The organism is Rosistilla ulvae, from assembly GCF_007741475.1.
In the GTDB taxonomy this organism is placed as follows: domain Bacteria; phylum Planctomycetota; class Planctomycetia; order Pirellulales; family Pirellulaceae; genus Rosistilla; species Rosistilla ulvae.
Genome location: NZ_CP036261.1, coordinates 459763 through 485934 on the forward strand (window position 1 = coordinate 459763; position 26172 = coordinate 485934).

The 26172-nt window shown below is 59.1% G+C and carries 20 protein-coding genes; 15 read left to right on the forward strand and 5 right to left on the reverse strand.

The window, feature by feature from the left end; all coding sequences use genetic code 11:
• The first annotated feature begins 2 nt into the window (after positions 1–2).
• Entirely contained in the window at positions 3–698 is a 696-nt protein-coding gene (locus tag EC9_RS01760) for a hypothetical protein (RefSeq protein ID WP_218934520.1), read from the forward strand.
• Positions 677–4021 carry an ATP-binding protein gene (locus tag EC9_RS01765; protein WP_145341851.1) on the forward strand — a complete coding sequence of 1115 codons (3345 nt, stop codon included), beginning with the start codon at positions 677–679 and terminating at the stop codon, positions 4019–4021. The genes EC9_RS01760 and EC9_RS01765 overlap by 22 nt, the downstream gene beginning before the upstream one ends.
• Before the next feature lie 56 nt (positions 4022–4077).
• Here EC9_RS01765 and EC9_RS01770 read toward each other — a convergent pair whose 3' ends face one another.
• From EC9_RS01770 to mnmG, 3 genes are all read right to left on the reverse strand, one after another.
• Positions 4078–5334, reverse strand: coding sequence for a sensor histidine kinase (locus EC9_RS01770; RefSeq protein WP_145341853.1), 1257 nt, complete (start codon positions 5332–5334; stop codon positions 4078–4080).
• 53 nt (positions 5335–5387) lie between these two features.
• Positions 5388–5975 (reverse strand): response regulator, encoded by a 588-nt coding sequence (locus EC9_RS01775; protein ID WP_145117363.1) that lies wholly within the window; start codon positions 5973–5975, stop codon positions 5388–5390.
• A gap of 322 nt (positions 5976–6297) precedes the next feature.
• Positions 6298–8187, reverse strand: coding sequence for a tRNA uridine-5-carboxymethylaminomethyl(34) synthesis enzyme MnmG (mnmG, locus tag EC9_RS01780; RefSeq protein WP_145341855.1), 1890 nt, complete (start codon positions 8185–8187; stop codon positions 6298–6300).
• A 188-nt stretch (positions 8188–8375) separates the two neighbouring features.
• On the opposite strand from mnmG, the gene EC9_RS01785 reads away from it, so the two are divergent.
• From EC9_RS01785 to EC9_RS01825, 9 genes are all read left to right on the forward strand, one after another.
• Positions 8376–10364 carry a hypothetical protein gene (locus EC9_RS01785; RefSeq protein ID WP_145341857.1) on the forward strand — a complete coding sequence of 663 codons (1989 nt, stop codon included), beginning with the start codon at positions 8376–8378 and terminating at the stop codon, positions 10362–10364.
• A 100-nt stretch (positions 10365–10464) separates the two neighbouring features.
• The gene (locus EC9_RS01790; protein WP_145341859.1) at positions 10465–11394 is read left to right on the forward strand and encodes an Rpn family recombination-promoting nuclease/putative transposase; all 930 of its coding nucleotides are present in this window, start codon (positions 10465–10467) and stop codon (positions 11392–11394) included.
• 115 nt (positions 11395–11509) lie between these two features.
• Entirely contained in the window at positions 11510–12568 is a 1059-nt protein-coding gene (gene holA, locus EC9_RS01795; RefSeq protein ID WP_145117367.1) for a DNA polymerase III subunit delta, read from the forward strand.
• A gap of 283 nt (positions 12569–12851) precedes the next feature.
• On the forward strand, positions 12852–13034 hold the full coding sequence (rpmF, locus tag EC9_RS01800) for a 50S ribosomal protein L32 (RefSeq protein ID WP_145117368.1): 183 nt from the start codon (positions 12852–12854) through the stop codon (positions 13032–13034).
• Positions 13035–13126: 92 nt separating this feature from the next.
• Positions 13127–14059, forward strand: coding sequence for an ACP S-malonyltransferase (gene fabD / locus EC9_RS01805; RefSeq protein ID WP_145341861.1), 933 nt, complete (start codon positions 13127–13129; stop codon positions 14057–14059).
• Positions 14060–14130: 71 nt separating this feature from the next.
• Positions 14131–14889, forward strand: a complete 759-nt coding sequence (fabG, locus tag EC9_RS01810) for a 3-oxoacyl-[acyl-carrier-protein] reductase (RefSeq protein ID WP_145117370.1) — start codon at positions 14131–14133, stop codon at positions 14887–14889.
• A gap of 229 nt (positions 14890–15118) precedes the next feature.
• Positions 15119–15361, forward strand: a complete 243-nt coding sequence (gene acpP / locus EC9_RS01815) for an acyl carrier protein (protein ID WP_145089340.1) — start codon at positions 15119–15121, stop codon at positions 15359–15361.
• A gap of 167 nt (positions 15362–15528) precedes the next feature.
• The gene (gene fabF, locus EC9_RS01820) at positions 15529–16764 is read left to right on the forward strand and encodes a beta-ketoacyl-ACP synthase II (RefSeq protein ID WP_145341863.1); all 1236 of its coding nucleotides are present in this window, start codon (positions 15529–15531) and stop codon (positions 16762–16764) included.
• A 124-nt stretch (positions 16765–16888) separates the two neighbouring features.
• Complete coding sequence (locus EC9_RS01825) at positions 16889–18550, forward strand: Na+/H+ antiporter NhaC family protein (protein ID WP_145341865.1); 1662 nt, start codon at positions 16889–16891, stop codon at positions 18548–18550.
• A gap of 13 nt (positions 18551–18563) precedes the next feature.
• On the opposite strand, the gene EC9_RS01830 is transcribed toward EC9_RS01825, so the two are convergent.
• Both EC9_RS01830 and EC9_RS01835 read right to left on the reverse strand, forming a co-directional pair.
• Positions 18564–20111 (reverse strand): FMN-binding glutamate synthase family protein, encoded by a 1548-nt coding sequence (locus tag EC9_RS01830; RefSeq protein ID WP_145117374.1) that lies wholly within the window; start codon positions 20109–20111, stop codon positions 18564–18566.
• Positions 20112–20240: 129 nt separating this feature from the next.
• Positions 20241–21278, reverse strand: coding sequence for an ROK family protein (locus tag EC9_RS01835; RefSeq protein ID WP_145341867.1), 1038 nt, complete (start codon positions 21276–21278; stop codon positions 20241–20243).
• Positions 21279–21538: 260 nt separating this feature from the next.
• Here EC9_RS01835 and EC9_RS01840 point away from each other — a divergent pair, with 260 nt between their 5' ends.
• The 4 genes from EC9_RS01840 to EC9_RS01855 all read left to right on the forward strand — a co-directional run bounded on the left by EC9_RS01840 (position 21539) and on the right by EC9_RS01855 (position 26169).
• Positions 21539–22063, forward strand: coding sequence for an RNA polymerase sigma factor (locus EC9_RS01840; protein WP_145341869.1), 525 nt, complete (start codon positions 21539–21541; stop codon positions 22061–22063).
• A gap of 67 nt (positions 22064–22130) precedes the next feature.
• Positions 22131–22661, forward strand: a complete 531-nt coding sequence (locus tag EC9_RS01845) for a hypothetical protein (protein ID WP_145341871.1) — start codon at positions 22131–22133, stop codon at positions 22659–22661.
• A complete protein-coding gene (locus EC9_RS01850) occupies positions 22648–23340 on the forward strand; it encodes a hypothetical protein (RefSeq protein ID WP_145341873.1) in 693 nt (230 codons plus the stop codon). The genes EC9_RS01845 and EC9_RS01850 overlap by 14 nt, the downstream gene beginning before the upstream one ends.
• A gap of 18 nt (positions 23341–23358) precedes the next feature.
• A complete protein-coding gene (locus EC9_RS01855) occupies positions 23359–26169 on the forward strand; it encodes a DUF1549 and DUF1553 domain-containing protein (RefSeq protein ID WP_246105911.1) in 2811 nt (936 codons plus the stop codon).
• Positions 26170–26172: the final 3 nt, after the last annotated feature.

Below are 26172 nucleotides of genomic sequence, written 5' to 3' on the forward strand. Positions count from 1 at the left end.
CAATGCAACGGCTGTTCTTGTGGTCGCTTGCGGTCAGTCCCGGGGGCGGGCTGTATCTGAAAGAGGCTAAAGTGAAGCCGACTCCCGCTGGCAACCGCAAGCTGTTGGAGAAGCAAGGCTTGACGAGAGAGAGCGGCCGGCCGACCTATGTCGAATTGACCGATGAAGGTTGGTTGTGGGTGCAAGAGCATCTGAACGAACCGATCGACACGCGGAGCCCACGGATTAAAGACGTCTTCGCCGGTCTGACGCAGCTGTTGGCCAGTTATTTTGCCAGCCAAGATCAAACGCTATCGATCGGTCAGATGATTCATCAAGCTCAGGATTATCAGCGTCGAGTGGCGGAGGAAACTGCAGAAATCGTGCGACAAGCGTCTGCTGCGGAGCCCAGCCTGCAAGACCCAAGCGGTCTCCCGGAGGCGATTCAACAAGCCTGCTTGCTGTTGACCGATGGGCAGTTCAAGCAACGCGTGCGACTGGCGGAGCTGCGACCGCTGCTGGACTCTTACGCACGCAACGATGTCGATGATGCGCTGTTGGCAATGCAGCGTCGGGGAGAGTTGTCGATGATGCGGCTGGAGAACCCACTGGAGATTGGTACGGCCGATCGCGATGCTGCATTAACAACGATCAGCGGACAGGAAACTCACATTTTGTATTTGCAAGGAGCAAGCCCATGCCAGCCTCAACTGCAGTAGATATCGCCGTCGACGCAATGCGGCGCGTGACTTTTGATTGCGCGGTCCGGCTGCAAGATGTGTGGGTCGATAACCCAACGGATGTCCGCAAGCTCCACGAGCCGCTGAGGATCGAATTTGCGAATCGGTTGGCGGAGATTCGTCAGAATCCGCGGGCAGGGATTATGGGCTGGCCGATCGTCGGTCCCGGTGGAGCGGGGAAGACGCATTTGTTGGGCGATTTCCGCCGGTCGGCGATCGCAGCGGACGCGGCGTTTGTTTTGGTCGACATGACCGACGTTCGCGACTTTTGGGAAACGTTGTTGCAGGGTGTGATCGATTCATTGCAACAGGATGTCGATGAAGGGAGGACGCAGCAGGAACTGTTGATGCGTCGCTTCGTTAAGCTGTTGTGTCCCCAGAGGCCGGTGCATGAGGTGCTGGCGACACTGACACAAAACCGTCCGCAAACTTTGAAGCGGAACATCGACAAGATCCTTGGTTACCTGCAGAGGTACAACGGGGGACGCCATCAAACCAATACGCTTAAGCATCAGGATGCGATTCGGGCGATCTGTTGCTTGAATTCTGAGGACATCGAAACCCAAAGCGTCGGTTACGCGTGGTTGCAGGGGCAGCAGTTGGAGTCCCAGGCTTCGCAGGGATTCGGATTCGTTCGCGATGTTGCACTGCCGCGTGAGATCGTTAAAGGAATCATTTGGTACATGAGCCTCAATGGGCCGACCGTGGTCGCGTTTGACCAACTCGATCCGATTGTGCATCAAGTCGGGCAGCGTCAGTTTCGGGATGTCGCCGAACAGGAACAGGCTGCGTCGGACCAAATCGTCCAACAGATCGGTGCCGGGCTGGCATCGATGCGCGAACTCGACTGGACGCTGCCGATCGTGGCATGCATCGAATCGACATGGCACATTTTGCCCGAGATCTGCTTAGCCAGCCAATTGGATCGGTTTCATGAACCAAGCGTGCTGCAGCCGACCTCCGATGGATCGATCGCTGAAATGATCGGCAAGCGGCTCTCCGATGGCTATCGGCAAATCGGTTTCAAGGCTCCGTATCCCACTTGGCCGTTTACTTCCGATGCGCTGGCGCAACTGGCCGACAATACGCCTCGACATGCCTTGAAGGTCTGCGACCAGTACCGCCGTAAGTTCTTGACGCAGCAAGCTGTCGAGGAGGTTTCTTCGATCGAGGCAAAGCCCAAAGGAACCGGCCCGGACGGGTCGGAGTCGAGTCGTCTCGATGGTCGATTCCAAGAGTTGCGGGAAGCGGTGGATGCGGAGACGATCCTGGATGAGAAGGCAGAGGATGAGCGGTTGGCGCCGCTGTATGACGCGGCGATGCGTTGCCTGATGATCGAGCATCAGGATCGAGTCCCCAATGATGTCGATGTCATTGTCGAGCGTGAATTTGCTGGTGGGGCAAATGCCAAGCCGTTGCATGCGCGGGTGCGATTTGTCTTCCACAACGAGCGAGGTCGGGAGCTGCACTTCTGCGTGCGCGGGTTGGAATGGAAAAATGCCCGTGCTTTCCAAAGTCGCTTGCGTTCGGCGATGACGCAATCCGGAATCGATCGTGATCTTTCCTATCGGCATCTCACCATCGTTCGCCACAAGCCATTGCCGGGAGGTGCGCTGACCCAACAGTTAGTCGACACGCTGCTGAAGCAGGGAGGGAAACTGTTCCCGTTAAACATCGACCAACTGAAGACGCTTGCAGCATTGAACACTCTGTTGCACGAGGACGATCCCGATTTGAATCGCTGGCTGCAATCGCGGACACCAATTAGCGCGATGTCCGATCTCGCAGAGGCTCTCGTGCCACAGCACGTCTTCGATTCCTTGTCGCCAAAGACGCCGCAAGATCCCGAAGCCGAGGCGTTCCAGAGTCAGTTCGATTCGACAACTCCCGCTGATGTCGGGGCAGCAGAGAAGGAAGATTCTGTTGGAGCAGCAAGCCCGTCGGAACGCAACAACATGAATGAGGCGACACCCGATCTGTCGCCGAGGAATGGTTCCGAATCGAAGGTAAGTACGTCGCCCGAGTTTCGGTCGAACCGTTTGCCACTGGGAATGCGCGTTCAGGCTTTTGGCGAGTCAACGCTCGTCGAATTGCCCGTACCAACGCTGGCCAAACATTCGCTGGTGCTTGGTGGCGCGGGGTCGGGGAAGACTGTGACGGTTCGACGAATCGTTGAACAGGCGGCCTTGGCAGGGATCCCTTCGCTGATCGTCGATTGTGCACAAGACATGTGCACGTTCGACGAGCGGCGCGATCAGCCTTCGGAGTATTGGGGGGCTGATGATGCCGACGCGGCGGCGCAATTCGCACAGCGAGTGGAGCAGGTCGTTTGGACACCGGGGCGCGAAGATGGCAACCCGCTGTGTTTGGAGCCGATCCCCGACTTCAAGGCGCTTCGCAACGATCCGGCTGAGCTGGATCAAGCGGTGAAAATGGTCGAAGGTTCGCTGCGCGAGATCGTTGGGGCAACGCAGTCGTCTCAGCGCGCTCGTTCCAAGGCGGGGATCTTGTCCCGTTCCCTTTCGTTTTTTGCAGCGCAGGCCACGACCTGTTCGCTGCCAGCATACGCCCAAATGCTCGATGAATTGCCCTCTGGAGCGATGGTGGGGGTGCAGAATGAGCAGAAGTTGGCGCGGGAGATCGCAGACAGTTTAAAGGTTGCTATCGTCCAGAATCCTCTGTTGGGCAGTCGCGGGGTGAAACTCGATCCGGCGGTGCTGTTTGGCGACGAACGAGCCAGCGAGAGGTTGCGGCTGTCGATCATCAGCTTGATCGGATTGCCGGGGAAGTCGGCTCAATGCGACTTCATCAATCAATTGGCGATGACGTTGTTCTCGTGGATCAAGAAGAATCCGACGCCGCCGGGCGGCCGCGCTCTGCGTGGGCTGGTGGTGATCGACGAGGCACGCGACTTTGTTCCCAGCCAGGGAAGTTCATCGTGTCTGGCAAGTATGCGGCAGTTAGCGGCGCAGGCTCGGAAGTACAAGCTGGGAATTATCTTTGCTACCCAGCATCCCAAAGACATCGACACCAAAATCGTTGGGAACTGTGCAACGCATTTTTATGGACGGGCCAACTCTCCCGCGTCGTTGCAAACCTTGACGGAGCTGATGTCGGGAAAAGGTTCGCAGGCCAATGACTTTCCAAGACTAAAGACCGGGGAGTTTTATGTTTCGTTCCCCGATGGCGAATTTGCGGTGCCGGCAAAGATCCAGATCCCCGATTCGCTGACTGCGGGACGTTTGTTGGACGAAGCCCAGATCCTGGAGAAGGCAAAAGCGTCGCGAAATGTTGTGCAGTGACTGCCGTGACGCAACATCGATGTTGCTTGTAGCGTCACGCCGCCGGAGCCGGTATTTCACTGCGTGGCAGCCGGAATATGCACGGTTGCAACGCAGCCAGTGGGGCTGCTGTCGATGGCGATCTGGCCGCCGGCTAGTTCGATCACGCGTTGGGCTTTGCAGAGGCCAAGCCCAAGTCCGCGGCCCGCTTCACGCCCGCTGAAGAATGGGTCGAAGGCGTGCCGTCGTTCGCGCTCGTTCAGGCCAGGCCCGCTGTCGGTGACCCTCAGACGCAGAATTTTGTCAGCGCGAACCAGTTCGATGGCGATCTGGCCGGGAGGGTGGATCGCTTCGCAGGCGTTGCGCAACAGAGAGCGGATCGCGTCGGCAATCTGTCCGCGATCGATGGTGGCTCGGCAATCGGGGGCGATCTGCGAGGAGATCGCGATGCCGTCGATCGCGCTGCTGGCGGTGAATTCATCCACGATCTGGCGGACCAATTCCGAAACGTCTTCGGGGTCGCTGTCATCGGCAATCTTCGGCTGCGGCGGATTCGCGAAGAACATCGCGTCGGCGATCATCTCGTACGCACGCATCGCCTGGTTGACGATCGCGGCGAGCATCCGTTTGCGATCGGGAGAGCTTTCGTCGCGGGCGAGGCTCTGCGCGCGAGTCGAGATGTTGGCCAGCGGATTGTTGATCTCGTGGCTGAGGCCGTAAGCAAACTCTTTTAACGCCGCGAGCTTTTCCGTATTCAGCGCGTTGTCGAAGTGAGCATTTGTCGCCGCGGCGCGATCGATGGTTTGCAAAAGCCGCGCGAGGTCGAGCTTGTTGCCGCCGAAATCGGGACATGTTTGCGGGAGGTTGGTGGCGTCGACCAATCGAGGCCAAGTCTGTTGCCAAGCCGATGGAGCGGCGGGGCCGGTGACCTGCAGCCATCGCTCGGGGGAATCCCACGCGGTGGCATCGCGGTGCAGTTCGCACCACTGGGGATGGAAGCTCTGTAAGTCGCTGGGCGGATCGCTTCTTCGGTCGCTGTCGCGGAATGCAGCAGCGAGCGCAGCGGGAGCCTGGTTGGCTAGGTTGCTGAGCGTAAGGAGAGCCGCGTTATTGGAAGCTGCAGATTCCAACAGCATCCAGATCCGCAGTGCGGGATCGGATTCCAACAGCGCTCGAAGCGCGTCGGAGGTGGGTTGCAGGAACTGTTGAGCCAGTTGATTTGCGGTGGCGGTCGACAGCGGCAGCCACCAGCGTGAGCTATTCCACGAGATCGACGGCAGCAGCCCGGTTTGGTTCATGGGGATTCCGCGTCGGTCCGGCATCCAGTCGGGCATCGGTTGCGAGACTGGTGGATCGCCGATTTCGCTGGCTTACAGTTCGGTAACGTCTAGTGTTCCGCTTTGCGTTCGATCTCCAGCAGATCACAGCCGCGAGCGATCAGATCTTCGATCGCAAATGGCTTCTGCATGAAGTCGTTGGCGCCTGCATCGCGGAGCGATTGAACTTTATCTTGTTCGATCATGCCCGAGATGCAGATGATTTGAACGCTGTCCATGGCAGGGTCGCTGCGGACGCGTTGGCAAACCTCTTTGCCGTTGATATCGGGAAGCATGACATCGAGGATCACCAGGTCGGGGCGAAACTCTTTGACTTGCATCCCCGCATCAAAGCCGTTGTTGGCGGTGCGGAGATCGAAGCGGCCATCGCGCTCCAGGCCTTCGACGATCAGTTCGACCAAATCGACATCGTCGTCGACGACTAGGATCTTCTTCTTGCCGCTTTCGAGAGCGTCGGTCGGAATCCCGTTGTCCTTCATGAAGGAATACAGGAGGTCGCGTGGAATCCGCCGGAATCGGCTGCCAGGGACTCGGAAGCCCTTGAGCGTTCCGTTGTCAAAACAGCGAATGATCGTTTGTTGGCTGACCTTGCAAATCTTGGCAGCCTCGCCGGTGGTAAAGACCGTTTTTGTGGTCATAGCATTCATCCTCCCTGCATGAGCCTGAGTTCGCCAGGCAATCCGTCGCTCCCGTCCGAAAGAACGACCGGGTGATTGAGACAGTCTGGTAGCTGAAGGAACGTCTTAAGCTTCAGATCTGGCTCGTCGACAAAAACCCGTTGCGTTGCCTATACGTGATAGGGGCAGCCTACAGGTCGCATTCGGCAAGGGCATCCGGCCCTTCCCTGATTGCCAGGTTTGCCAACTCTGGGAATTATACCTAAGACGCGTGACCGGTCAAGATGAATTCGTTTGGGGTAAGCTGCGGCTTTTCAATAGCTTGCGACGATTGGCGGCCTTCTCAATTCGGGCTTGCCGATTGGGGGGGCGGAGTCTGAGGCCGACGCTCCGGCTTGCTGGTTTTTGCCATGTTTTGCGACTCCAGGTTAGCCAGAAGGAGGGCGATGTCGGCGGGCGTGATTCCGCTGATCCGACGCGCTTGGGCGATCGTGATCGGCCGCACCTTCTCGAATTTTTGAAAAGCTTCGGTTCGCAGCGAGCGAATGTTTTTGAAGTCGAAATCGGCGGGGATCTTCTTTTCCGACAACCGGTTCATCCGCGCGATCTCGGTCTGTTGCCGATTGACGTATCCGGCATACCGCGTGTCGAATTCGACCTGTTGAGCCGCTTCGGCTGAGAGTTCTCGCAGTTGCGGGACTGCTTCTTCGATCTGTTGCCACGTCGTTTCGGGGCGGCAGAGGTACTTGGCGGCTGGTTGTCCCTCGATGCGGCCCGCCTTGAGCCACTGGGTTCCCTGGTCGATCTCGGCCAGTTTGGTTTCGAATCGCTGCCAGCGGGCGGGATCGATCAAGCCGACGTCGTTGGCGATCTTGGTTAAGCGGCGGTCGGCATTGTCCTGTCGCAGGGTGAGTCGATATTCGGCGCGGCTGGTGAACATTCGATACGGTTCGTCGGTCCCGCTGGTGACGAGGTCGTCGATCAGCACACCCATGTAGGCGTCTTCGCGGCCGAGAATCAGCGGTTCGCGGCCGGCAACGGTCAGAGCTGCGTTGGCGCCGGCCAACAGTCCTTGCCCGGCGGCTTCTTCGTATCCGGTGGTGCCGTTGATCTGGCCGGCCAGGAACAGTCCATCGACTAGCTTGCTCTCCAGGTGGGGGCGAAGCTGCTGTGGCGGACAATAATCGTATTCGACGGCGTATCCATAACGCATGATCTGGGCGTTTTGCAGGCCGGGGATCAAGCGGAACATCTGGTCTTGGACATCGCGGGGCAGGCTGGTCGAGACGCCGTTGACGTAGACCTCTTGGGTGTTGAAGCCCTCGGGTTCGAGGAACAGTTGATGCGAGTCGCGTTCGGCAAATCGGACGATCTTGTCCTCGATCGACGGGCAATAACGTGGCCCGGTACTGTCGATCTGGCCGCTGTACATCGGCGCCCGCTGGAGGTTGGCGCGGATCAGGTCATGGACCTGGGCATTCGTGTGGGTGATCCAGCAGGGGAGCTGCGGGGTGGTGATCGCATCGGTCATGAAGGAGAACGGTTGCGGATCGTCGTCTCCCGGCTGGCGTTCGGTTTGCGAATAATCGATCGTGCGGCCGTTCAGCCGCGGAGGGGTGCCGGTTTTGAAGCGTTCCAGTTGGAAGCCGAGTCGATGCAGGGCGCCGCTGATCCCGGCCGTTGTCCCTTCGCCGGCGCGGCCCCCTTGGGTTTTGGCTTCGCCGGTGTGCATGATTGCTTGCAAAAAAGTCCCCGTCGTCAGCACGACGCAGCGGGCGCGGTAGAGCGCGTCCCCTTTGACTTTGACTCCCGTGATCTGTGTGCGTCCGTCGATCGTTTCGGTGACCAAGTCGTCGACGACTTCCTGCCGCAGCCAGAGGTTGGGCTGTTCTTCGATCAAGCGTTTGATCTCGATCTGGTACGCCTTTTTGTCGGCTTGGGCACGCGGGCTGTGCATCGCCGGCCCCTTGCGTCGATTGAGCATCCGGAACTGGATGCCGGTCCGATCGGTCGCGATCCCCATCAGGCCGCCGAGGGCATCGACTTCGCGGACGATATGCCCTTTGGCGACGCCGCCGATCGCCGGATTGCAGCTCATCTGGCCGACGGTATCGAGGTTGGTCGTCAGCAGGGCCGTCTTGGCTCCCAGCCGGGCCGCCGCCGCGGCAGCTTCGGTTCCGGCGTGCCCGGCACCGATTACTAGGACATCAAAATCGTATTCCGCCGCAAACATATTGTTTACCTAGATGAGCCGTGTGTTTGATTCAAGTTGATCCGCTGAAAATGCCGAACCGAACAAGGGGTGTGCGTGACCGGCACGACCCGCAATTTGAGTGCGACAGGAAGAATCAGCATTCGCGACGACGGTTTGCTCGTGCAAATCGCAGCTCGCGACCGATCTGACCGGAGCGATAGGGATCCATGGGACAAAAGCGAATTCACCGAACGTTGGCGGTCTTGTGTGCCATTCCTTTATATTGTTGCACAAACGTCGCCGTTGCCCAGGCACCTGCGATGCAGGCCAGCGTGATCGCAACGCCTCCGGCGACGCAGGACTTCGGGGCTGGAGTGTTCCTGAACAACACCAGCTTTGATATCCCCTTTTCGGTCGAGCGGACGGGGGCCCAGCCGGTCGAGGTTCAATTATTTGTCTCGCGAGACCAGGGGAAGACGTGGAAGTTCTTCGCTCGGCAGCCGGCTAATGAAAGCGGGTTCCCGTTCCAGGCTCCCGAGGATGGCGATTTCTGGTTCTCCACGCGGACGATCGATGCTCGCGGGATCTCGTATCCGACCGGCAACATGGCGCCGCAGTTGCGCGTGTTTGTCGACACGACCAATCCGCAGGTTCAGGCGACAACCGATTCGGATATCAACGGCCAGATCGTGTTGGATTATGCGATCACCGATGTGGCGGTCGACGAAGAGTACATGCAGTTGGAGTACATGACCGATGCGGTTCGGCAGTGGATGCCGATCTCGATCGAAGGTCGCCCGGGGCGTCGTCCCGAGGATGGTGCTTTGGTGGGGCGGATCACGTGGCAGCCGCAAACCGAATGGCGTCAGGTCTACGTGCGAATGATCGTCCGCGACAAAGCGGGCAACCAGACCGTCTTCAACGAACAGGTGCAACGCCCTCGCGTGGCATCGAATCCGATGACGTTCGCTAGCGGACAGCGTCAGCCGGGCCCAGGGATGGCTGCGACAGCGGTTTCGGATCGCTCGACTTTCCGCGGCAGCCCAACTTACGCTCAGCCAGCGACGACACCCGGTTACACTCAGCCAGCCTATCGGTCGGCTCAAGCGGCTCCAGTCGCCGATCCGGCTTATCCTCCCGCGACAGCGCCAGCACCGTCGACTGGTCAGCCGGTTGCGGCGACGAACCCCGCGTACAATTACACGCATCCCACGACGTCGCAGTATCGCGGCGCGGTCCCGATGACGGCGCGAGCGGTTAGCGATACGCAAGGTTTTGGACTCAATCCTCCGCTGCAGCAACAACAGCAGCAACCGCCTGTCGGTGGGCAGACTCCGAATTACGCAGCGACCGAGCCGGCGGCTTCGACTTATTCGCCTCCTAGCACGCCGCAGCAAAGCCAGTCGATGCAGCGACCCGCGGCGCCTCGCGAAGCATTCCGTCCGCTGCAGGGGACTCAGGTCAGTGCGTCGACGCCAGCAGAGACTCAGTCGCCGGCGGAGACCAGCGGCGAACGGCAGGCTCGATCGTTGTCCTTGAACGACACGCCGAGGGTGACGCGGTCGAAGCAGTTCAGTCTCGATTACGAAGTGGAATCGGTCGGGAATGGCGGGGTCGAAGCGGTTGAACTTTGGGGAACTCGCGACGGCGGCCAGACTTGGCAGCGTTGGAATGCCGATCCCGACAAGCAGAGTCCGTTTGATATCGAAGTGTCCAAAGAAGGCATTGTTGGATTCCGGATCGTGATCGTGGCGGCGAATGGGTTGACCACGCCGCGGCCCGTCTCGGGAGATCCAGCGGACATCTACGTGCTGGTCGACACCACGGCGCCACAGACTCGGGTGACCGGGGCGACTTATGGCGACGAGAGCTACACCGGTTCGTTGATCATCGATTACGCCTGCAACGACGAAAACTTTGGCCCGCGCCCGATCAGCCTCGCCTTCTCCGATTCGCTCGACGGTCCCTGGACCACGATCGCTACCGGCTTGGCGAACACGGGGCGTTACATTTGGCCAGCCGATCCGCAATTGCCTCGCGAGATTTACTTGCGAGTCGAGGCGACCGACAAGGCGGGGAACGTCGGCGTGCATGCGTTGGACGTGCCGGTCTCGGTGCAGGGCTTGTCGCCGCAAGGCCGGATCAATGGGTTCCAGCCGATCGAAGGGCAACCCGAAGGCACGCAAGCCGCTCTGCCCCGGGCAAGCTTTCGTTAGAACCGGCGTCGGTTTTCGGTTTCCGCGATTCCGTGTTACTTGCTATCTGCCCTATAATGTGTAGGTGTCGAAGGCAAGTGAGACACGGGAGGCTGGACCGATGTCGGACGACGCCGTCAACAATCCTCACGACCGGTTTGTTCGCCGGTTCTTAGGCGAGATCGATCAGGTGCGGCAGCTTGTGTTGTGGCGTCTGCCGCCGGAGGTCGTGGCGGAGCTGGATCTCGATACCATCGTTCCGGCCAAGCAATCGTTTGTTGATCAAACCTTGCGGGAGAGCCTTTCGGATCTTGTCTTTGAGGTCGCGTTGGCTGGTGGCGGCGAGGCGTTGGTTGTGTTGTTGTTCGAACACAAATCGAAGCCCGACGCGATGACTTCGTTTCAGGTGTTGCGTTATATAGTTGGGGTGCTGGACCAGCGGCAGCGCGATTCGCTGCCGTTGTGCTGTGTGATCCCGATCGTGTTGTATCACGGTGTGCGGCCATGGAATGTCGCCCGGTCGTTGCCGGAATTGATCGATGCTCCTGCATCGCTGCAGCCGTATGTCCCATCGTTCACCCTGCCTTTGATCGATCTGAGCTGTTGCACGGATGAAGAATTGCGTGCCGAATCGCTTTTCTTTGCGTACATGTCGCTGCTAAAATATATCGGGCGCGATGAACTGCCCGAGAGGTTGCCAGAGCTTTTGCGACTGTTTCGTAAATTGCTCCCTCCAGCGACGGGGTTGTCTAGTCTCGAAACGATCCTCCGCTATCTGGTCAGCGGAACCGACCGAGTGACTCGCGACCAGTTGCGGACAGCGGTCGCCGACGCATTGCGAATCGAAGGAGAAAGCCTGATGCCAACTATTGCTGAACAGTGGTTACAAGAGGGGATTGAGAAGGGGGAGTGGATCGGTCGGATCCGGACGCTTCAGGAGGTCTTGGGCCGCAAGGTCGATTCTGTCGAGTCGTTGATGTCGCTGCAGGTGAGCGAGCTTCAGCAGTTGGCCAGCGATTTGAGCGAGGCGTTGCCTAAGGAAGGTCGTTGATTCTGAGTAGCTGTCGGGTGTTGTCTTGGCGGAAAGCCGCTACAGTTGCGTCGTTTGAAACCGTATTCCGCTCCGATGTTCGTCACTTTGGTCTGCCCGCCGATCGATTCCGACCATGCCGCTTCTGAACGCTTTTGATCTGCTGACCGCCGCCAGCGACTCCGCCCCCAGCGCGGTCACCGTCTTGTTTGGCGACGATCCGATGCTGCGTAGCTGGACGTTGCGGAAGCTGTTGGGCTTGGATGCGGCGGAAGAGGATCGCCCCGACAGCATCGATCTCGATGGCGAACTGGCGGAGTGGAAGGATGTACGGGATGAATTGCAGACCGGATCGCTCTTCTCGATGGGGCAACCGCGATCGATCGTTGTTCGCGACGCCGACAAATTTGTCTCCAAGTACCGCGCGGAACTGGAGGCGTACGTCGCCAAGCCCTCTTCGGCGGGGTTGCTGCTGTTGGAACTGAAGTCGTTTCCCGGCAACACGCGACTCTATAAAGCGATCAACAAAACCCATCTGTTGGTCCAGTGTGCGATTCCGACCGGCAGCGGCCGCAGCACCAAACCCGATCTGAACAAGCTGAAGTCGTTTTTGTGCGGGTTCGTCGCGGCGCGACACCAGTGCAAACTGCAGAAAGGGGCCGCCGAGACGCTGGTCGAGCTGTCCGGCACCTCGCTGGGGCTGCTCGATACCGACATCGCCAAGCTAGCGGTTTGCGTCGAGCGGGGGGCACCGGTCACGGACGACATGGTTCGCAAGTTTGTCGGCGGCTGGCGCAGCAAGACGACTTGGGAGATCATCGATGCAGCGACCGAAGGGAATTCGGGTGAAGCGCTGCGGCAACTGGATCACCTGATCGCCAGCGGCGAGAAGGCGTTTGCACTGCTGCCTCAGATTTCCTGGTCTCTGCGGCGACTGGGGCTCGCCGCCGCCGCGATCGACTACGCGGAGAAGTCGGGCCGCCGGATCTCCTTGTCCGACGCGCTGCAGCAAGCTGGCTTCCGCCCGTTTGATATGAAGAAGGCCGAAGCTCATCTGCGGAAGATCGGCCGACCTCGCGCCCAACGGATGCTCGGCTGGCTGTTGGATGCCGACTTGAAGCTCAAAGGAACCCACTCGACCGATGATCGGGCGCGTTGGGTTTTGGAGGAGTTGTTCCTCAAAATGGCTAGCTGAGCTGCGGTTTTGGCCGGTTGAGAATGCTTGCAAAGGCTGCTGCGGAAATTCTGTTCCGGCGGGTGATTTCAGTTGTCGGAGTTCGGGAAAGACACGTTTTGCCCGACTTTGTCCCGTTTTGCGGCATTTGGCGGGAGGTTACCGGAAAATAGTCGAGATATCCGACAGCGAACGCGTTGACAGGTAATTTGAAGAATTTGTACGATATGGGGCTTCGACAAGCTGATAAGTCAATATGTCCGCAAAGAGCGTTGCTCCTAATTCCGTAATCTGAGATTCCGTCATGGCCGTTCCAAAACGCAAGCATTCTAACAGTCGTACCAACAAGCGACGTTCGCACGATCACTTGAGCCGCAAGCAATTGACCTATTGCCCCCAGTGCAGCTCGGCAACGCCGACTCACACCGTATGCCCAAAGTGTGGGTACTACATGGGACGCACGATTGTTGAAGTCAACGAAGAGTAGACCGCAGCTCGGTTCATCTCATCTGACATCTCTACACTAAGCAATCGCAAATCGCTTGGATTTGCTGCATTGCCGTTGGTCTATGGACGCTCATGGTTTCGCTCGAAGTGCAAAAGATCGGTTTTCTGTTCCCCGGGCAAGGCGCTCAGTCCGTCGGCATGTGCCGCGACCTGATTGAGCAGAAGCCGGTTGCCCGCGAGGTGTTTGATCGCGCTTCGGCAATCCTGGGCTATGATCTGGCCGACGTTTGTCTGGCGGGCCCCGAAGAACGGCTCTCGGCAACCGAATACAGCCAGCCAGCTCTGTTTGTCAGCAGTATCGCTGCAGTCGAGGTGCTGCGAGCCGAACAGCCGCAGGTCGTTGAAAAAGCGACGGTCGCCGCGGGGCTGAGCCTTGGCGAATATACAGCTGTCTGTTTCGCTGGCGCCTTGGACTTCGAATCCGCCGTGCGATTGGTGCAGCGTCGCGGTCAAGCGATGCAAGCCGCTGCCGATGCTGTCGAAAGCGGCATGTCGAGCGTGCTGGGCATGGACGCGGAAAAGCTGGCCGCGTTGTGCGAACAGGTCGCGGAGCCGGGCGAAGTCTTGCAGATCGCCAATTTGCTGTGCCCAGGAAATATCGCAGTCTCGGGCCACAAGACCGCGTTGGCCCGACTGGAACCCGCCGCGGCGGAAGCGGGAGCGATGAAAGTGGTCCCGTTGAGCGTGGCTGGCGCATTTCACACGCCCCTAATGGCATCCGCTGTCGAAGCGCTGACCGAAGCGTTGGCGGAGATGCCGATCGTCGAAGCCAAGATCCCGGTCGTGTCGAATGTCGATGCCAGTGCACACACTTCGCCCGATGAGATCCGCAGCCTGTTGGCTCGCCAAGTCGTCAATCCCGTGCGGTGGGAAGATTCGGTCCGGCAGATGATTGCCGATGGAACCGAAGGCTTCTTGGAAGTTGGTGCCGGACGCGTGCTGCGAGGCATTTTGCGTCGGATCGACCGCAAGATGCCAGCCGACGGCTTCGGCGACGCGAAATAGCCGACTGTGTCACCGCGGCTTCTCTCACCTTCTCAAATCAATCCACGAACACCGAACAAAGAACCAGACGTATGAAACTCTCGCTCTCCGCAGATTTGAACGGACAGGTAGCCATCGTGACCGGCGCGTCGCAAGGGCTTGGCAAATCGATCGCCCTGACTTTGGGAGCCAACGGTGCGACTGTCGTCTGCGTCGCTCGCAACGCCGAAAAGCTAGCTGCAACGGTTTCGGAGATCGAAGCGGGTGGCGGTAAAGCCGAAGCCTTGGCCTGCGACGTCACCGATCGCAAAGCGGCTGCCGAAGCGATCACCGGAACGCACGAAAAGCACGGTCGTCTGGACATCTTGGTCAACAACGCCGGCGTCACTCGCGACAAGCTGATGCGTGGAATGACCGACGAGCAGTGGGACGAAGTGATCGCGACGAACCTGACAAGTTGTTTCGTCTGTTGTCGGGCTGCGGCAAGCATCATGCGTCGCGCGAAATATGGCCGAATCATCAACATGGCCAGCATCTCGGGGATCATCGGAAATCCAGGTCAAACGAACTACTCGGCGTCGAAGGCGGGTATGATTGGTTTGTCGCGATCGCTGTCGCGTGAACTGTGCAGCCGCGGTGTGACCGTCAACGCTGTCGCTCCCGGATTCATCGCCAGCGAAATGACTGCCGCCTTGGGCGACGTGGTGCTGGCGGAAGTGGAGAAGCAGATCCCAGCGAAACGCGTCGGCCAGCCGGAAGATGTGGCAGCGACTGTTCTGTTTTTGGCAAGCCCTGCGGCCAGCTACATCACCGGACAATGTCTGGTTGTCGACGGCGGCATGACGGGCTGATCGAAACCGGTTTTTGTCAGATTTCTGTCCATAAGGGGCGGATGCTGCGAAATATCGGAAAAAACCGGGCTCTTGACGCTAGGAGAACGCCAGGCGGATATTGACCCTGTTTATGCGCATCCTCTATCTTTTGGAATCCTCAACGTTTGACGCACGTGTCGCAAAGCGGCGCTCGAATCAAATCATTAATTTTAGAAAACACTGAATACCAGTTTTTGGAGAACGCCGGATGGCATCGATTGAAGAACGCGTGATCGACATTGTCGCAGAGCAATTGGGCGTGGACAAAGAGAAGATCACCCGAGATACCTCGTTTGTAAACGACCTGGGTGCGGACTCCTTGGACACCGTCGAACTTGTGATGGAACTGGAAGAAGAGTTCGACATCAACATTCCCGACGATTCGGCTGAGAAGATCCAGAAGGTCGGCGAAGCGATCGACTACATCGAAAAGGAACAGGCTGCTTCGTAAGCCTGACTTTTCAATCCGTATGACGCAGTGCCGCCAAAGCCAGGACGCTTGAATAAAGCCTCGCGTCTGGTCTGGCGGCATTACTTTTATTATGGGGCGACTGTTCGAGTCACCTTCGCGTCTGTCGCGTTCTACGGCGACCGGCGGGATCAATTGGAACCTAAAACATGAATCGACGGGTCGTTGTGACCGGGATGGGCGTCGTCACTCCGCTTGGTTGCGAAGTTGACGAATTGATGCAAAACCTGCTGGCTGCCAAGAGTGGTATCCGGGACTTGGTTTACCTTGACACGAACGAGTTCAAGGTCAAGTTTGGTGGAGAGGTTCACGACTTCTCGCCAGAGCCCTACGTGGTCAAAAAAGAAGCGAAGCGAGTCGACCGGTTCTCCGCCTTTGCGATGTACAGCGCGGGCCGAGCCGTCGATCAATCGGGCATCGATTTCTCGAAAGAGAATCCCGATCGCTGTGGCGCGATTATTGGATCGGGTATCGGTGGTCTGTGGGAAATCGAAACCCAGATGCAGCGTTTGATCGCCAAGGGCCCCGATCGGGTCAGCCCTTTTGTGATCCCCAAGCTGATGTTGAACGCGGCTGGCGGTAACGTTTCGATCACCTATGGCCTGCGAGGACCTAACTTTGGCGTCGCTACGGCTTGTGCTAGTGCTGCCAACGCGATGGGCTGTGCGTTGCGATCGATCCAGACTGGCGAGACCGATGTGATGGTCACCGGCGGCAGCGAAGCGGCGGTCACGCCGATGGCGTTGGCTGGTTTCCAAAACATGAAAGCGCTTTCGACTCGCAACGACGATCCGCAGCGAGCCAGTCGTCCGTTCGACAAGGACCGCGATGGGTTTGTGTTGGCCGAAGGCGCTGGCATCCTGGTCTTCGAGGAATACGAACACGCCAAAGCTCGCGGTGCAAACATCCTGGCCGAGATCCTCGGATTTGGCACCACCGCTGATGCGGGGCACATCACGTCGCCCGACGCCCAAGGCGCCGGAGCCGGCCGCGCGATGGCCGAAGCGTTGTCCGATGCGAAGCTGAATCCAGCGGACATCGGATACATCAACGCCCACGGCACCAGCACTCCGCTGGGTGACAAGGCGGAAACGCAAGCTGTGAAGGCTGTCTTTGGCGGCGACGCGAAATCGGTCTCGATCAGCAGCACCAAGAGCGCCCTGGGGCACTCGCTGGGAGCCAGCGGCGGGATCGAATTGGTGATCTGCATCAGTGCGATCAACAATGGCAGCATCCCACCGACGATCAACCTGGACACCCCCGACCCCGATTGCGACCTCGACTACACGCCTCGCGAGGCGCGTCAGAAGGACGTCAAGATCGCGATGAGCAACAGCTTCGGCTTCGGTGGCCACAACGCATCGGTCATCTGCGGCAAGGTTTAGTCCTTGTTGTTGAGTTTGCCGCGGCGATCGCATTGCGATAGCCGCGTCGAGGAATCGCCAACCGCTGGGATCTCCCGGCGGTTGGACCACGCCTAAGCTTCGGCTCCCGCGGGATCGCGAATCCATGGACTTCGGCTGGCTCTCGCTGCTCCCTCCGCTCGTCGCCATCTTGCTGGCGATCTTCACGCGTCGAGTGATCCCCTCGTTAGTTCTTGCTGTTTTTGTCGGCGTTGCGATCTTGCAGTTCGCCGGCGATCAGCCACGGTCTTGGTCGCAGCGGATGTTCGTCGACACGCCTTGGTCGATGGTCGAGGATCACCTCTGGTATGCGGTTGCCGGCGGCGGCTCGCTGAATCCATTTGCCGCAATCGCCTCGGTTGTTTCGCTCGACTTTCGCGGTGCCGGCGATTCGCTCTCCGCGCTCGCCACTTCGGATCATCTGCGCGTCTTCTATTTCACGATGCTCTTCGGCGCCTTGGTCGGGATCCTGCATGCCGGCGGGGCGATGCGGAGTCTTGTGTTGCAGTTGGCGTTGCATGTGCAGACGCGTTGCGGCGGCCAGTTGCTGATCTGGCTGTGTGGGATGCTGATCTTCTTCGACGATTACGCCAACACGCTGTTGGTCGGAACGACGATGCGGTCGACGGCCGATCGGATGCGATTGTCTCGCGAAAAGCTGGCTTATCTTGTCGATTCGACCGCCGCGCCGGTGGCGGGACTGTCGTTGGTCAGCACGTGGGTTGCGACCGAGATCAGTTACATGAGCGAAGGTCTGGCGGCTCAGGGGAACCCGCAGGGGCTCAGCGGGTTTGATCTCTTTTTGCAATCGCTTCCCTATCGCTTCTACCCGATCTTTGCCCTGGTTCTTGTCGTTGTGATCGCGGCGACGGGACGCGATTTCGGGCCGATGAAGGCGGCGGAAGATGGTGCCGCCAAGGAACCGGAGGATGTTCGCGAGAGCAGTTTGCCGCAGTTGCACGATGCTCCCGCTTGGACCGCTATCGTGACGATCGCCGCAACGATCGGGGCGATCTTGTTTGCGCTGTATCGAACCGGTCGCGTCGAGGATCCCGACGTCGGTCTGCTGAGGTACTGGGGCCAGTATGTTGGCAATGCCGATCCCTACAACGCGCTGATCTGGGGTGGGCTTGTCGGTTTGCTGCTGTCGTTGACGACGACCTATTTGTGCGGTGCGAAATCGATCGGGCCGTTGATTGTCGGCGCGTTCGACGGGATGCGTCAGTTGATGCCAGCGATGGTGGTGCTGTTGTTGGCGTGGACGCTATCGCGGCTGACGACCGCCGATTTTCTGGACACTCAGGGTTTTCTTGGCGATTGGATTCGTGAGGCTAATGTCTCGTCGGTCTGGATTCCGACGCTGGTTTTTGTCGTTTCGGGAGTCGTTGCATTTGCGACCGGAACCAGTTGGGGAACGATGGGCTTGCTGGTGCCGCTGTCGATCCCGATCGCGATCGCCAGTTCGAGCGATCCGACGATCCTGTACGCCACGGCGGGAGCTGTCTTGTCGGGTGCAATCTTTGGCGATCACTGCTCGCCGATTTCCGATACGACGGTCTTGTCGAGCCAGGCCAGCGGATGCGATCACATCGCGCACGTCAAGACTCAGATCCCCTACGCGCTGCTGGCGGCGGGCGTTTCCATTTTGTTTGGGTCGCTCCCCACCAGCCTTGGTGTCTCGCCGTGGTGGATGTTGATCGCCGGCTGCGTCGCAACGTTTGCCGTCGTCCGGGCGTTCGGTAAGCTGCCCAATGTTTCCGCCGAATGAGGCGACTGGCAAGCTATTCGACCAGGGTCGGTTCGGTCGCGTTGCTGGCTCGCGTCTCTTTCAGTCCAGTGCCATCGCGGGTGTAGCCCAACACGTCGTGCAGCTTGGAAAACTTGTTGACGCCGGTGCTGAATTCGATCTCGCGGCCATTGAATTGGCAGGGATGTTGGTACCCGCACGCGTACGATAGCGACAGCAGTTCCTTGCGGAAGCTTTGGATGTAGCGGGTCATTCGCTTTGCTTTGTCGTCGACGTCCAGTCCCGCTTGCAGCCAGCGGTTCTGGGTCGCGACGCCTGCGGGGCAGTGGTCGGTGTGGCACTTGCGGGCTTGAATGCATCCGATCGCGAGCATCGATTCGCGGGCGATTTGGATCGCGTCGCAGCCCATCGCAAACGCGATCACGGCGCGGTCGGGGAAGCCCAATTTCCCGCTACCAAACCAGACGATGTCCTTGGAGATTCCTTGGGCTTGAAAGATCGGATAGACGCGAGCGAAGCCGATCTTAAATGGCAGCGAGACGTGATCGGAGAAGGTTAGCGGCGCCGCTCCGGTTCCTCCTTCGGCACCATCGATCGTGATGAAGTCGGGACCTTCGCCACGCTCTCGCATCCGCCCGGCTAGCTTGTGCCAGAAGCCGGTCGATCCGATCGCGCTTTTGATTCCCACCGGCAGTCCGGTGCGAGCGGCGATCCGTTCGATCCAGTCGATCAGTTCGTCGACGGTGTCGAATTCGGAGTGAGCGTTGGGAGAGATGCAATCGCGACCGATCGGGATCCCGCGCGTTGCGGCGATCTCGGCGGAGACCTTTTTGCCGGGCAGGATTCCCCCTTTGCCCGGTTTGGCTCCTTGGGAGAGTTTGACTTCGATGCAGCGAATCGATTCGTTGGCTTCGACGCGCTCGGCCAGCACGTCCAGCGAAAACCGTCCCGTCTCGTCGCGAGCCCCGAAATATCCGGTTCCGATCTGCCACATGATATCCGCACCGTGGCCATGGTAAGGGCTGATCCCTCCTTCGCCAGTGTTGTGAAAACAGTGGGCTTCGCGGGCGCCGATGTTCATCGCCGAGACGGCGTTGGAACCGAGCGAGCCAAACGACATGGCGGAGATGTTAATCACCGATTGCGGATGATAGGGCCGCGCCCGATCGTGCGATTGCCCCATGATCTTCAGGCAGGGAATCGCTGTCTTGTCGTCGCTGATGTATTCCGCTTTGTGTTCGGGAAACGGAAAGACAGCGTGTTTGATGATCGGGTATCCGATGCTGTAGATCTGCTCGGTCGTGCCGAAACCGAAGTTGCTGTTCTCGCCTTTGGCCGACGCGTAGACCCAGCTCCGCTCGTCGCGATTAAACGGCATCTCCTCTTTGTCGTTGGCGACCCAATATTGCCGCATCTCCGGCCCGATCATCTCCAACCAATACCGGATGTGTCCAACGATCGGGAAGTTGTGCAGGATCGTATGCTTCCGCTGCATCGTGTCGTAGATCGCGACGATCAGCAGCAGGCCAACGGTTCCGCCAATTGTCAGCAGCAGCCAGTGATCGGTGATGGCAGCGAACATGTCAGGTCATCCGGTTTGCGGTGATATCGTTGATCGCAGATCGCGCTCGCTGCGGTCTTCGATCGACGAAAACGAGGCGAGCGGATGATGGGTTCAAGGCGGCAGTTGATGCCGTCGCAAACGCGTCGCTTAGGTCGCCGCTGGCGGATTCGGCTCTGCTGGAGTCGGCTCTGGAGCGGCAGCCGGTGCGACGGGCGTCCGTTTCCTGGCCCATGCGGCAGCGCCCAGCACAGCCGCGTCGTCTCCCAGTTCGGCTTGCACGACGCGGAAGCGATTTTTGTAGGGTGCCAGCACCGATTTCTTCGCGGTTCGCGTGACGGTGCCGATAATCAGATCGGGCATCGCTTCGACCAATCCGCCACCCATCACGATCGTGTCGGGAGCCAGCAAGTGGACGATGTTCACGACGGCCAGTCCGATCGTCCGCGAAGCCTCTTCGATCAACTCTTTGACTTCGGTGTCGCCATGCTTGACCGAATCGGCCAACGCACCGCTGCGAATCTCTGAGAGATCCATGCCGGTCTCTTTGTAGAGATGAGGTGCCATCCCGCGGTAAGCCGCTTTGGCCGCTTCGGCCGCGATCGCCAACCGGCTCGCCTCGGCTTCCAAAGTCCCCGACAGGTCGTAGCCGCTGGTTCGGGATCCGCTGCTGATCCGCGTGTGTCCGATCTCCATGCAACTGATGTCGGCACCGTGCAGGATCGTGTCTTCGTAAACGCATCCGCCGCCGATTCCGGTCCCTGGAAAAATGCCGACGGTGCATCGCGACTTCTTCGCCGCTCCATCGACATATTCGCCGTAGACGCCCGCATCGACATCGTTCAGCACATGCACGGGGCAGCCGAACTGTTTGTGAAGGATCTTGCCGATGTTGACGTTTTCCCAGCCCAGGTTGACGCAGACGTGGACCAATCCGGTGTTCGGGTCGACGGGGCCAGGGCAACCGATGCCGATGCCAGCGATCTCTTCGACCTTCGTATCGGTCTCTTCCATCGCCCGCTCGATCGCACCGATGATCCGTTCGATCACCGATTCCGCTCCCGAATTCCCTTTGGTGCGACGCCGACGCCGGCCCAGCGGCTTGAGGTCATGATCGTAAACAACCGCCAGCATTTTCGTGCCGCCTAGGTCGAAGCCAATCCACTTCTTCTTGTCTGTGTCAGCCATGGGGGTCTCGTGATCGGTTGCGATAGGGAAACGGAGGGTGCGTGAACAGGCAGAATAGAGGTTTTTTGCCGATTATTACAGCCCGGCAGGCCGCCGATCGTGGCGTTCGGCGACGGCCGCTACGCTAAAATCGTTCGGTAAGGGGCGGATTCATCTTAGCGATTCCCGTTTTTTCCAAATTCTTTTCGCACCGCGACAATAAACTCCCGCCGCCAAGCATCTAGGTTTGTGCCAGTGCCTGTCCGCCAAGTGAAAACCGAGTGAACCAACGCGAATCGACACGATTGAGTGCCGACCAGGCGGCGCAGTTGCACGCGCAGCATGCGGCCGCGTTGCTGCGGTTTTTGACGGGATTGACCGGCAGCGTTGACGACGCCCAGGACTGCTTGCAGGCGACCTTTGCAATCCTCCAGGAAAAAGGAGGGGCTTCGGCTGCCGGAACTCGCCGAGCTTGGCTGTTCCGCGTGGCGCACAACGAAGCGATGCAATTGTTCCGCCGTCGCAAGCTGGCCGGGCCGATGGAGCCGGCGGATGAATTGCAGCAAGCCGCGGGCCAGCACGATTCGCCCGTCGATCAGTTGCTTCGCCAGGAGCGATTGCAGCAGGTGCGGCGCGAGTTGTCGCTATTGCCCGAGGAATTGCAGGTGATCGTCAAGTTAAGGATCGTCGAAGGGTTGAGGTTTCGCGAGATCGCCGACCAGTTGCAAATCCCGCTTGGGACGGCGTTGGGACGGATGCAGACGGCGTTGCGAAAGCTGGCCCAGCAATTGGGCGACGACTTGTAGGCGCGGGCCGAGCCCTCGCCGAGCGTTTGAAAATTGAAACGTTGAGATTTTGAATAGAGTGACCACCATGCTTAATCAAGAACAGATCGATCGATGTCGGCTGTATCTGCTCGACGAACTGCAGGGGGCTGACTTGCAGGCGTTTGAGTTGCAGATGCAGTCGTCGCCGGAGTTGTTGGATTGTATTGCCCAGCAAGCCGACTTGTTGGTCGATCTGGGAGAGGCTTGCCAGTCGCCCGTTGGACAACCGACTGCGGCCCTGCCTGTCGCGTCGACCTCCATCTTGCGTGTTGCTGGCGTATTGGCGAGCTTGGCCGCGCTAGTGCTGTTTGTGATTTGGTTCGCACCGGTTGGACATGCACCGCAGGCCAGTCGAGCCGCGACCGGTGGAGTCGACGATGCACTGGTCGCTCACGCCTGGGCGGAGAATCGCGAAGTCTTTGGCGGCGACGATCTCGACGTCGGGCAAGATGCGACCGTGATCGACTTTGATGCCACCGTCGCCGAGGTCCCTTCTTGGTTGAGCTTAGGTGTCGCGCAGGTCGAACGCACAGGTGAAGGCGACGGAGACGAGGGAACCGATCATGAACGAGGTTAACGTTTTGTCGAACTGGCGCAGCTCGCTGGCTTGCCTGTTGTTGGTGCTTGTCGCCGCGGGCGATCTTTCCGCCGAATACGATCTCTCACGCGACGCGATCGCTCAGGCTGACAGTTCGGCGGCCGAGCCTCGCGTTGAGGGCGAACGCCGGGTATTGGAGTTGGTGAAGTCGCATCTGCCCGAGCTAGAGTCGGTGCTTGCTTCGCTGAAAAAACACTCGGCCAAAGAATACCAAAAAGCGATCAGCGACTTGACGCGGACGGCGCGAAGGTTGGAGCAGTTGCAGCAGCGCGACCCGGACGGCTTTGAATTGGAGCTCGCCTTTTTGCAATGGCAGACCCGAGTCGACATCGCGCTGGCTCAGTTACAGGTCCGCGACAACAAAAAGACGCGAGAGCAATTGCGGAAGGCGCTTGCCAGTCGCGAGCAGGCGAAGGTGTCGCGGGCGCGTCACGAGCAGACGCGATTGACCGAGCGGATCTCCCGCATGCAGACCCAACTGCAACGGCTGACCGACCAACTGGAGAACGTCGACGTTCAGAAGAATGCGGACAAAGCGTATGCCGGAGCGATTCGGCGACTGGATGCCAAGCAGGCCCGCCCCAATGCCGCTTCGCGGACGAAGAAGAACGCCAAGGCAAAGCCCGCGGCTGATCCCAAAACGCCAGAAAACAAATAACCCGTCTCGGATTTCCCAATGAAAGAGCGACAAATGATGCATCGAATCGGTCTTGATCAATGGATCGTTGCCAGTCGAGCGGCCTGTTGTGCGGCGGCGATGTTGGTCGCCAGCGTGGCGTTTGCGGCGAAGCCCGATACGCTTGGCGACGATTCCGTCCTGCCGGAGCTGAGCACGCGGTTTGCCGTCGGCAACGAGACCTCCGAGATCCCCGACTTTCAAAAGCACATCAGTCCCCTGATGGGACGATTGGGCTGCAACGGTCGTTCCTGCCACGGATCGTTCCAGGGGCGCGGCGGGTTCATGCTGTCGCTGTTTGGCTACGATTTCGAAGCCGATCACAAGGCGATGCTCGAAGCCGATTCGGGGCGGATCGATACCGCCGACGCCGACGAAAGCTTGGTTTTGGCCAAGCCGATCGATGAGGACATGCACGAAGGTGGCAAGCGTTTCGACAAAGACGGTTGGGAGTATCGCGTGCTGCGAACCTGGATCGCCGCCGGAGCGAATTACGATGCCAAGCAACGCAAAAAACTGGAACGCTTGGAAGTTGGGCCGGCAGAGATCCTGTTCGATCAAGACAAGCAGACGACTTCATTGCGAGCGGTTGCTCATTGGGAAGATGGCACGCGTGAAGAGGTCACTGGTCTGTGCCGGTTCCACACCAACGACGATGCGATCGCGACAATCGATGAGACGGGAATCGTCACCTGCACCGGCGTCGGCGACACGCATGTCGTCGTTTCTTACGACAATGCGGTCGTTCCGGTCACGGTGATTCGGCCTGTTTCGAAGCTGACCGGCGACGACTATCCGCAGCTGGAAGCGCGAACCGAGGTCGATCGCTTGATCGCGGTCAAGCTGCAAAAGCTGGGGATCGTGCCGTCGGAGATCTGCTCCGACGCGGAGTTCTTGCGTCGGGCGAGCCTCGATATTTCGGGGACGCTGCCAACCGCGGCCGACGCGGCCGCGTTCATCGCCGACAACAGCAGCGGCAAGCGTCAACGCAAGGTCGAAGAATTGCTCTCCAGCCCCGGTTATGCAGCTTGGTGGACGACGCGGTTCTGCGATTGGACCGGCAACAGCGATGCTCAACTGAACAACGTCTCGCCAATCCGACAGGCACCGACGCAACATTGGTATGAATGGATCCATCGCCGCGTCGAAGAAAACATGCCCTATGACGAGATGGTCGAAGGGATCGTTGTCGCCCAATCGCGTGAGGAGGGGGAATCGTATCGAGAGTATTGCGAAGCGATGGGGGCCGCGTGTCGCAACGGCGAGATGGACGGGTTTGCCGATCGACCCGGGCTGACCTATTTCTGGGCGCGTCGCAATTTCCGACAGACCGAAGACCGAGCGATCGGATTTGCCTATTCGTTTTTAGGTATCCGGATCCAATGTGCTCAGTGCCACAAACATCCTTTCGACCAATGGTCCAAACAGGACTTCGATGAATTCAAGAACCTATTCCAAACGGTGGGACTGAGCCAGAAGCCGCGAGATAAGGAGGGCTTGGAGCAATATGAAGCGATGATGACGACGATGGATTCCGGCCTGAAGGGGAACCAGCTTCGCAGAGAGTTGCAAAAGGAATTCAACAAAGGGGCGGTGATTCCGTTCCCCGAGATCGTCGAACGCCCGGTTCGCGGCAATGCCAAAATGGTTCGCAAGAAAGGGCAGAAAGCGCGTCGAGTGGTCGAGCCGCCGACGGCAAAGCTGTTGGGAGGCGACTACGTCCAACTGGATGAAATGGCGCGAGAGAAGCTGATGCAGTGGCTCCGCGATCCCAGCAATCCCTACTTCGCCAAAGCGATCGTGAACCGCGTGTGGGCAAATTATTTTGGCAGCGGGATCGTCGACCCAGTCGACGATTTGAATCTCGCCAATCCGCCAAGCAACGCTCCGCTGATGGACTATCTGGCCGACGGGTTCGTTGAGAGCGGATACGACATGAAGTGGCTGCACCGCACGATCGTCGGCAGCGATGCGTATCAACGCAGCTGGCAGACAAACGACACCAACGCGTTGGACGTTCGCAATTTCAGCCACTTTGTACCGCGACGCCTGCCCGCCGAAACGCTTTACGACGCGATCTTGGTTGCGACAGCCAGCGACAAACAGGCGGCTCAGCTGTGCAGCAGCCGCGACGGTCGCGCGGTGGGGCTTGCTTCCAGCAGTCCTCGCAACAACGGCCGCGGTTCGTCGTACGCCTTACAGGTTTTTGGCCGTTCGATTCGCGAATCGAATTGCGATTGCGACCGATCCGAAGATCCAAACCTGCTGCAAACGGTTTATCTGCAAAACGATGAGGATGTCACCGATCGGCTGTACGATCGCAATGGCTGGTTGGCCGAGCAGATGAAGAGCTTGGGCCAGCCGATGTTGGTCGGCGACACGGCGCTTGCGAAAGCGAAGCAACAAGGCAATGCGGCGCGGCAGCGTCAAATCACGATGCTGAAGAAGCGTCGGCAGGAACTGGTCCAGACGCTTGCCAAGGTGGAAAAGAATGCCTCCAGTTCGGAGGAGCAGCTGAAGAACAAGACCACTCGGATGACGCGGCAGATCTCGCAAATCAACAAGCGAATCAAAGCATTGCAGACTGGCGAAGTGCAGGACGTGGCGGCGGGTAAATCGGCAGAGCTGGATAGCGAACAATTGACCAGCTTGGTCAATCAGGCCTACCTGCGAACCGTCGCACGTTATCCGGAGCCGGAGGAATTGAGCAGCTCGCTCGCCTATATCGAAGCGGGCGATTCGGTTGCCAGCGGTGTGGGGGATCTATTGTGGGCGTTGTTGAACACAAAAGAGTTTGTGTTAAATCACTGATGC

Bases quoted from the DNA above. Each gene is read 5' to 3' on its own strand.
- EC9_RS01760 (WP_218934520.1), top strand. From the start codon at position 3: ATGCAACGGCTGTTCTTGTGGTCGCTTGCGGTCAGTCCCGGGGGCGGG.
- EC9_RS01765 (WP_145341851.1), top strand. From the start codon at position 677: ATGCCAGCCTCAACTGCAGTAGATATCGCCGTCGACGCAATGCGGCGC.
- EC9_RS01770 (WP_145341853.1), bottom strand. From the start codon at position 5,334: ATGCCCGACTGGATGCCGGACCGACGCGGAATCCCCATGAACCAAACC.
- EC9_RS01775 (WP_145117363.1), bottom strand. From the start codon at position 5,975: ATGACCACAAAAACGGTCTTTACCACCGGCGAGGCTGCCAAGATTTGC.
- mnmG (WP_145341855.1), bottom strand. From the start codon at position 8,187: ATGTTTGCGGCGGAATACGATTTTGATGTCCTAGTAATCGGTGCCGGG.
- EC9_RS01785 (WP_145341857.1), top strand. From the start codon at position 8,376: ATGGGACAAAAGCGAATTCACCGAACGTTGGCGGTCTTGTGTGCCATT.
- EC9_RS01790 (WP_145341859.1), top strand. From the start codon at position 10,465: ATGTCGGACGACGCCGTCAACAATCCTCACGACCGGTTTGTTCGCCGG.
- holA (WP_145117367.1), top strand. From the start codon at position 11,510: ATGCCGCTTCTGAACGCTTTTGATCTGCTGACCGCCGCCAGCGACTCC.
- rpmF (WP_145117368.1), top strand. From the start codon at position 12,852: ATGGCCGTTCCAAAACGCAAGCATTCTAACAGTCGTACCAACAAGCGA.
- fabD (WP_145341861.1), top strand. From the start codon at position 13,127: ATGGTTTCGCTCGAAGTGCAAAAGATCGGTTTTCTGTTCCCCGGGCAA.
- fabG (WP_145117370.1), top strand. From the start codon at position 14,131: ATGAAACTCTCGCTCTCCGCAGATTTGAACGGACAGGTAGCCATCGTG.
- acpP (WP_145089340.1), top strand. From the start codon at position 15,119: ATGGCATCGATTGAAGAACGCGTGATCGACATTGTCGCAGAGCAATTG.
- fabF (WP_145341863.1), top strand. From the start codon at position 15,529: ATGAATCGACGGGTCGTTGTGACCGGGATGGGCGTCGTCACTCCGCTT.
- EC9_RS01825 (WP_145341865.1), top strand. From the start codon at position 16,889: ATGGACTTCGGCTGGCTCTCGCTGCTCCCTCCGCTCGTCGCCATCTTG.
- EC9_RS01830 (WP_145117374.1), bottom strand. From the start codon at position 20,111: ATGTTCGCTGCCATCACCGATCACTGGCTGCTGCTGACAATTGGCGGA.
- EC9_RS01835 (WP_145341867.1), bottom strand. From the start codon at position 21,278: ATGGCTGACACAGACAAGAAGAAGTGGATTGGCTTCGACCTAGGCGGC.
- EC9_RS01845 (WP_145341871.1), top strand. From the start codon at position 22,131: ATGCTTAATCAAGAACAGATCGATCGATGTCGGCTGTATCTGCTCGAC.
- EC9_RS01850 (WP_145341873.1), top strand. From the start codon at position 22,648: ATGAACGAGGTTAACGTTTTGTCGAACTGGCGCAGCTCGCTGGCTTGC.
- EC9_RS01855 (WP_246105911.1), top strand. From the start codon at position 23,359: ATGAAAGAGCGACAAATGATGCATCGAATCGGTCTTGATCAATGGATC.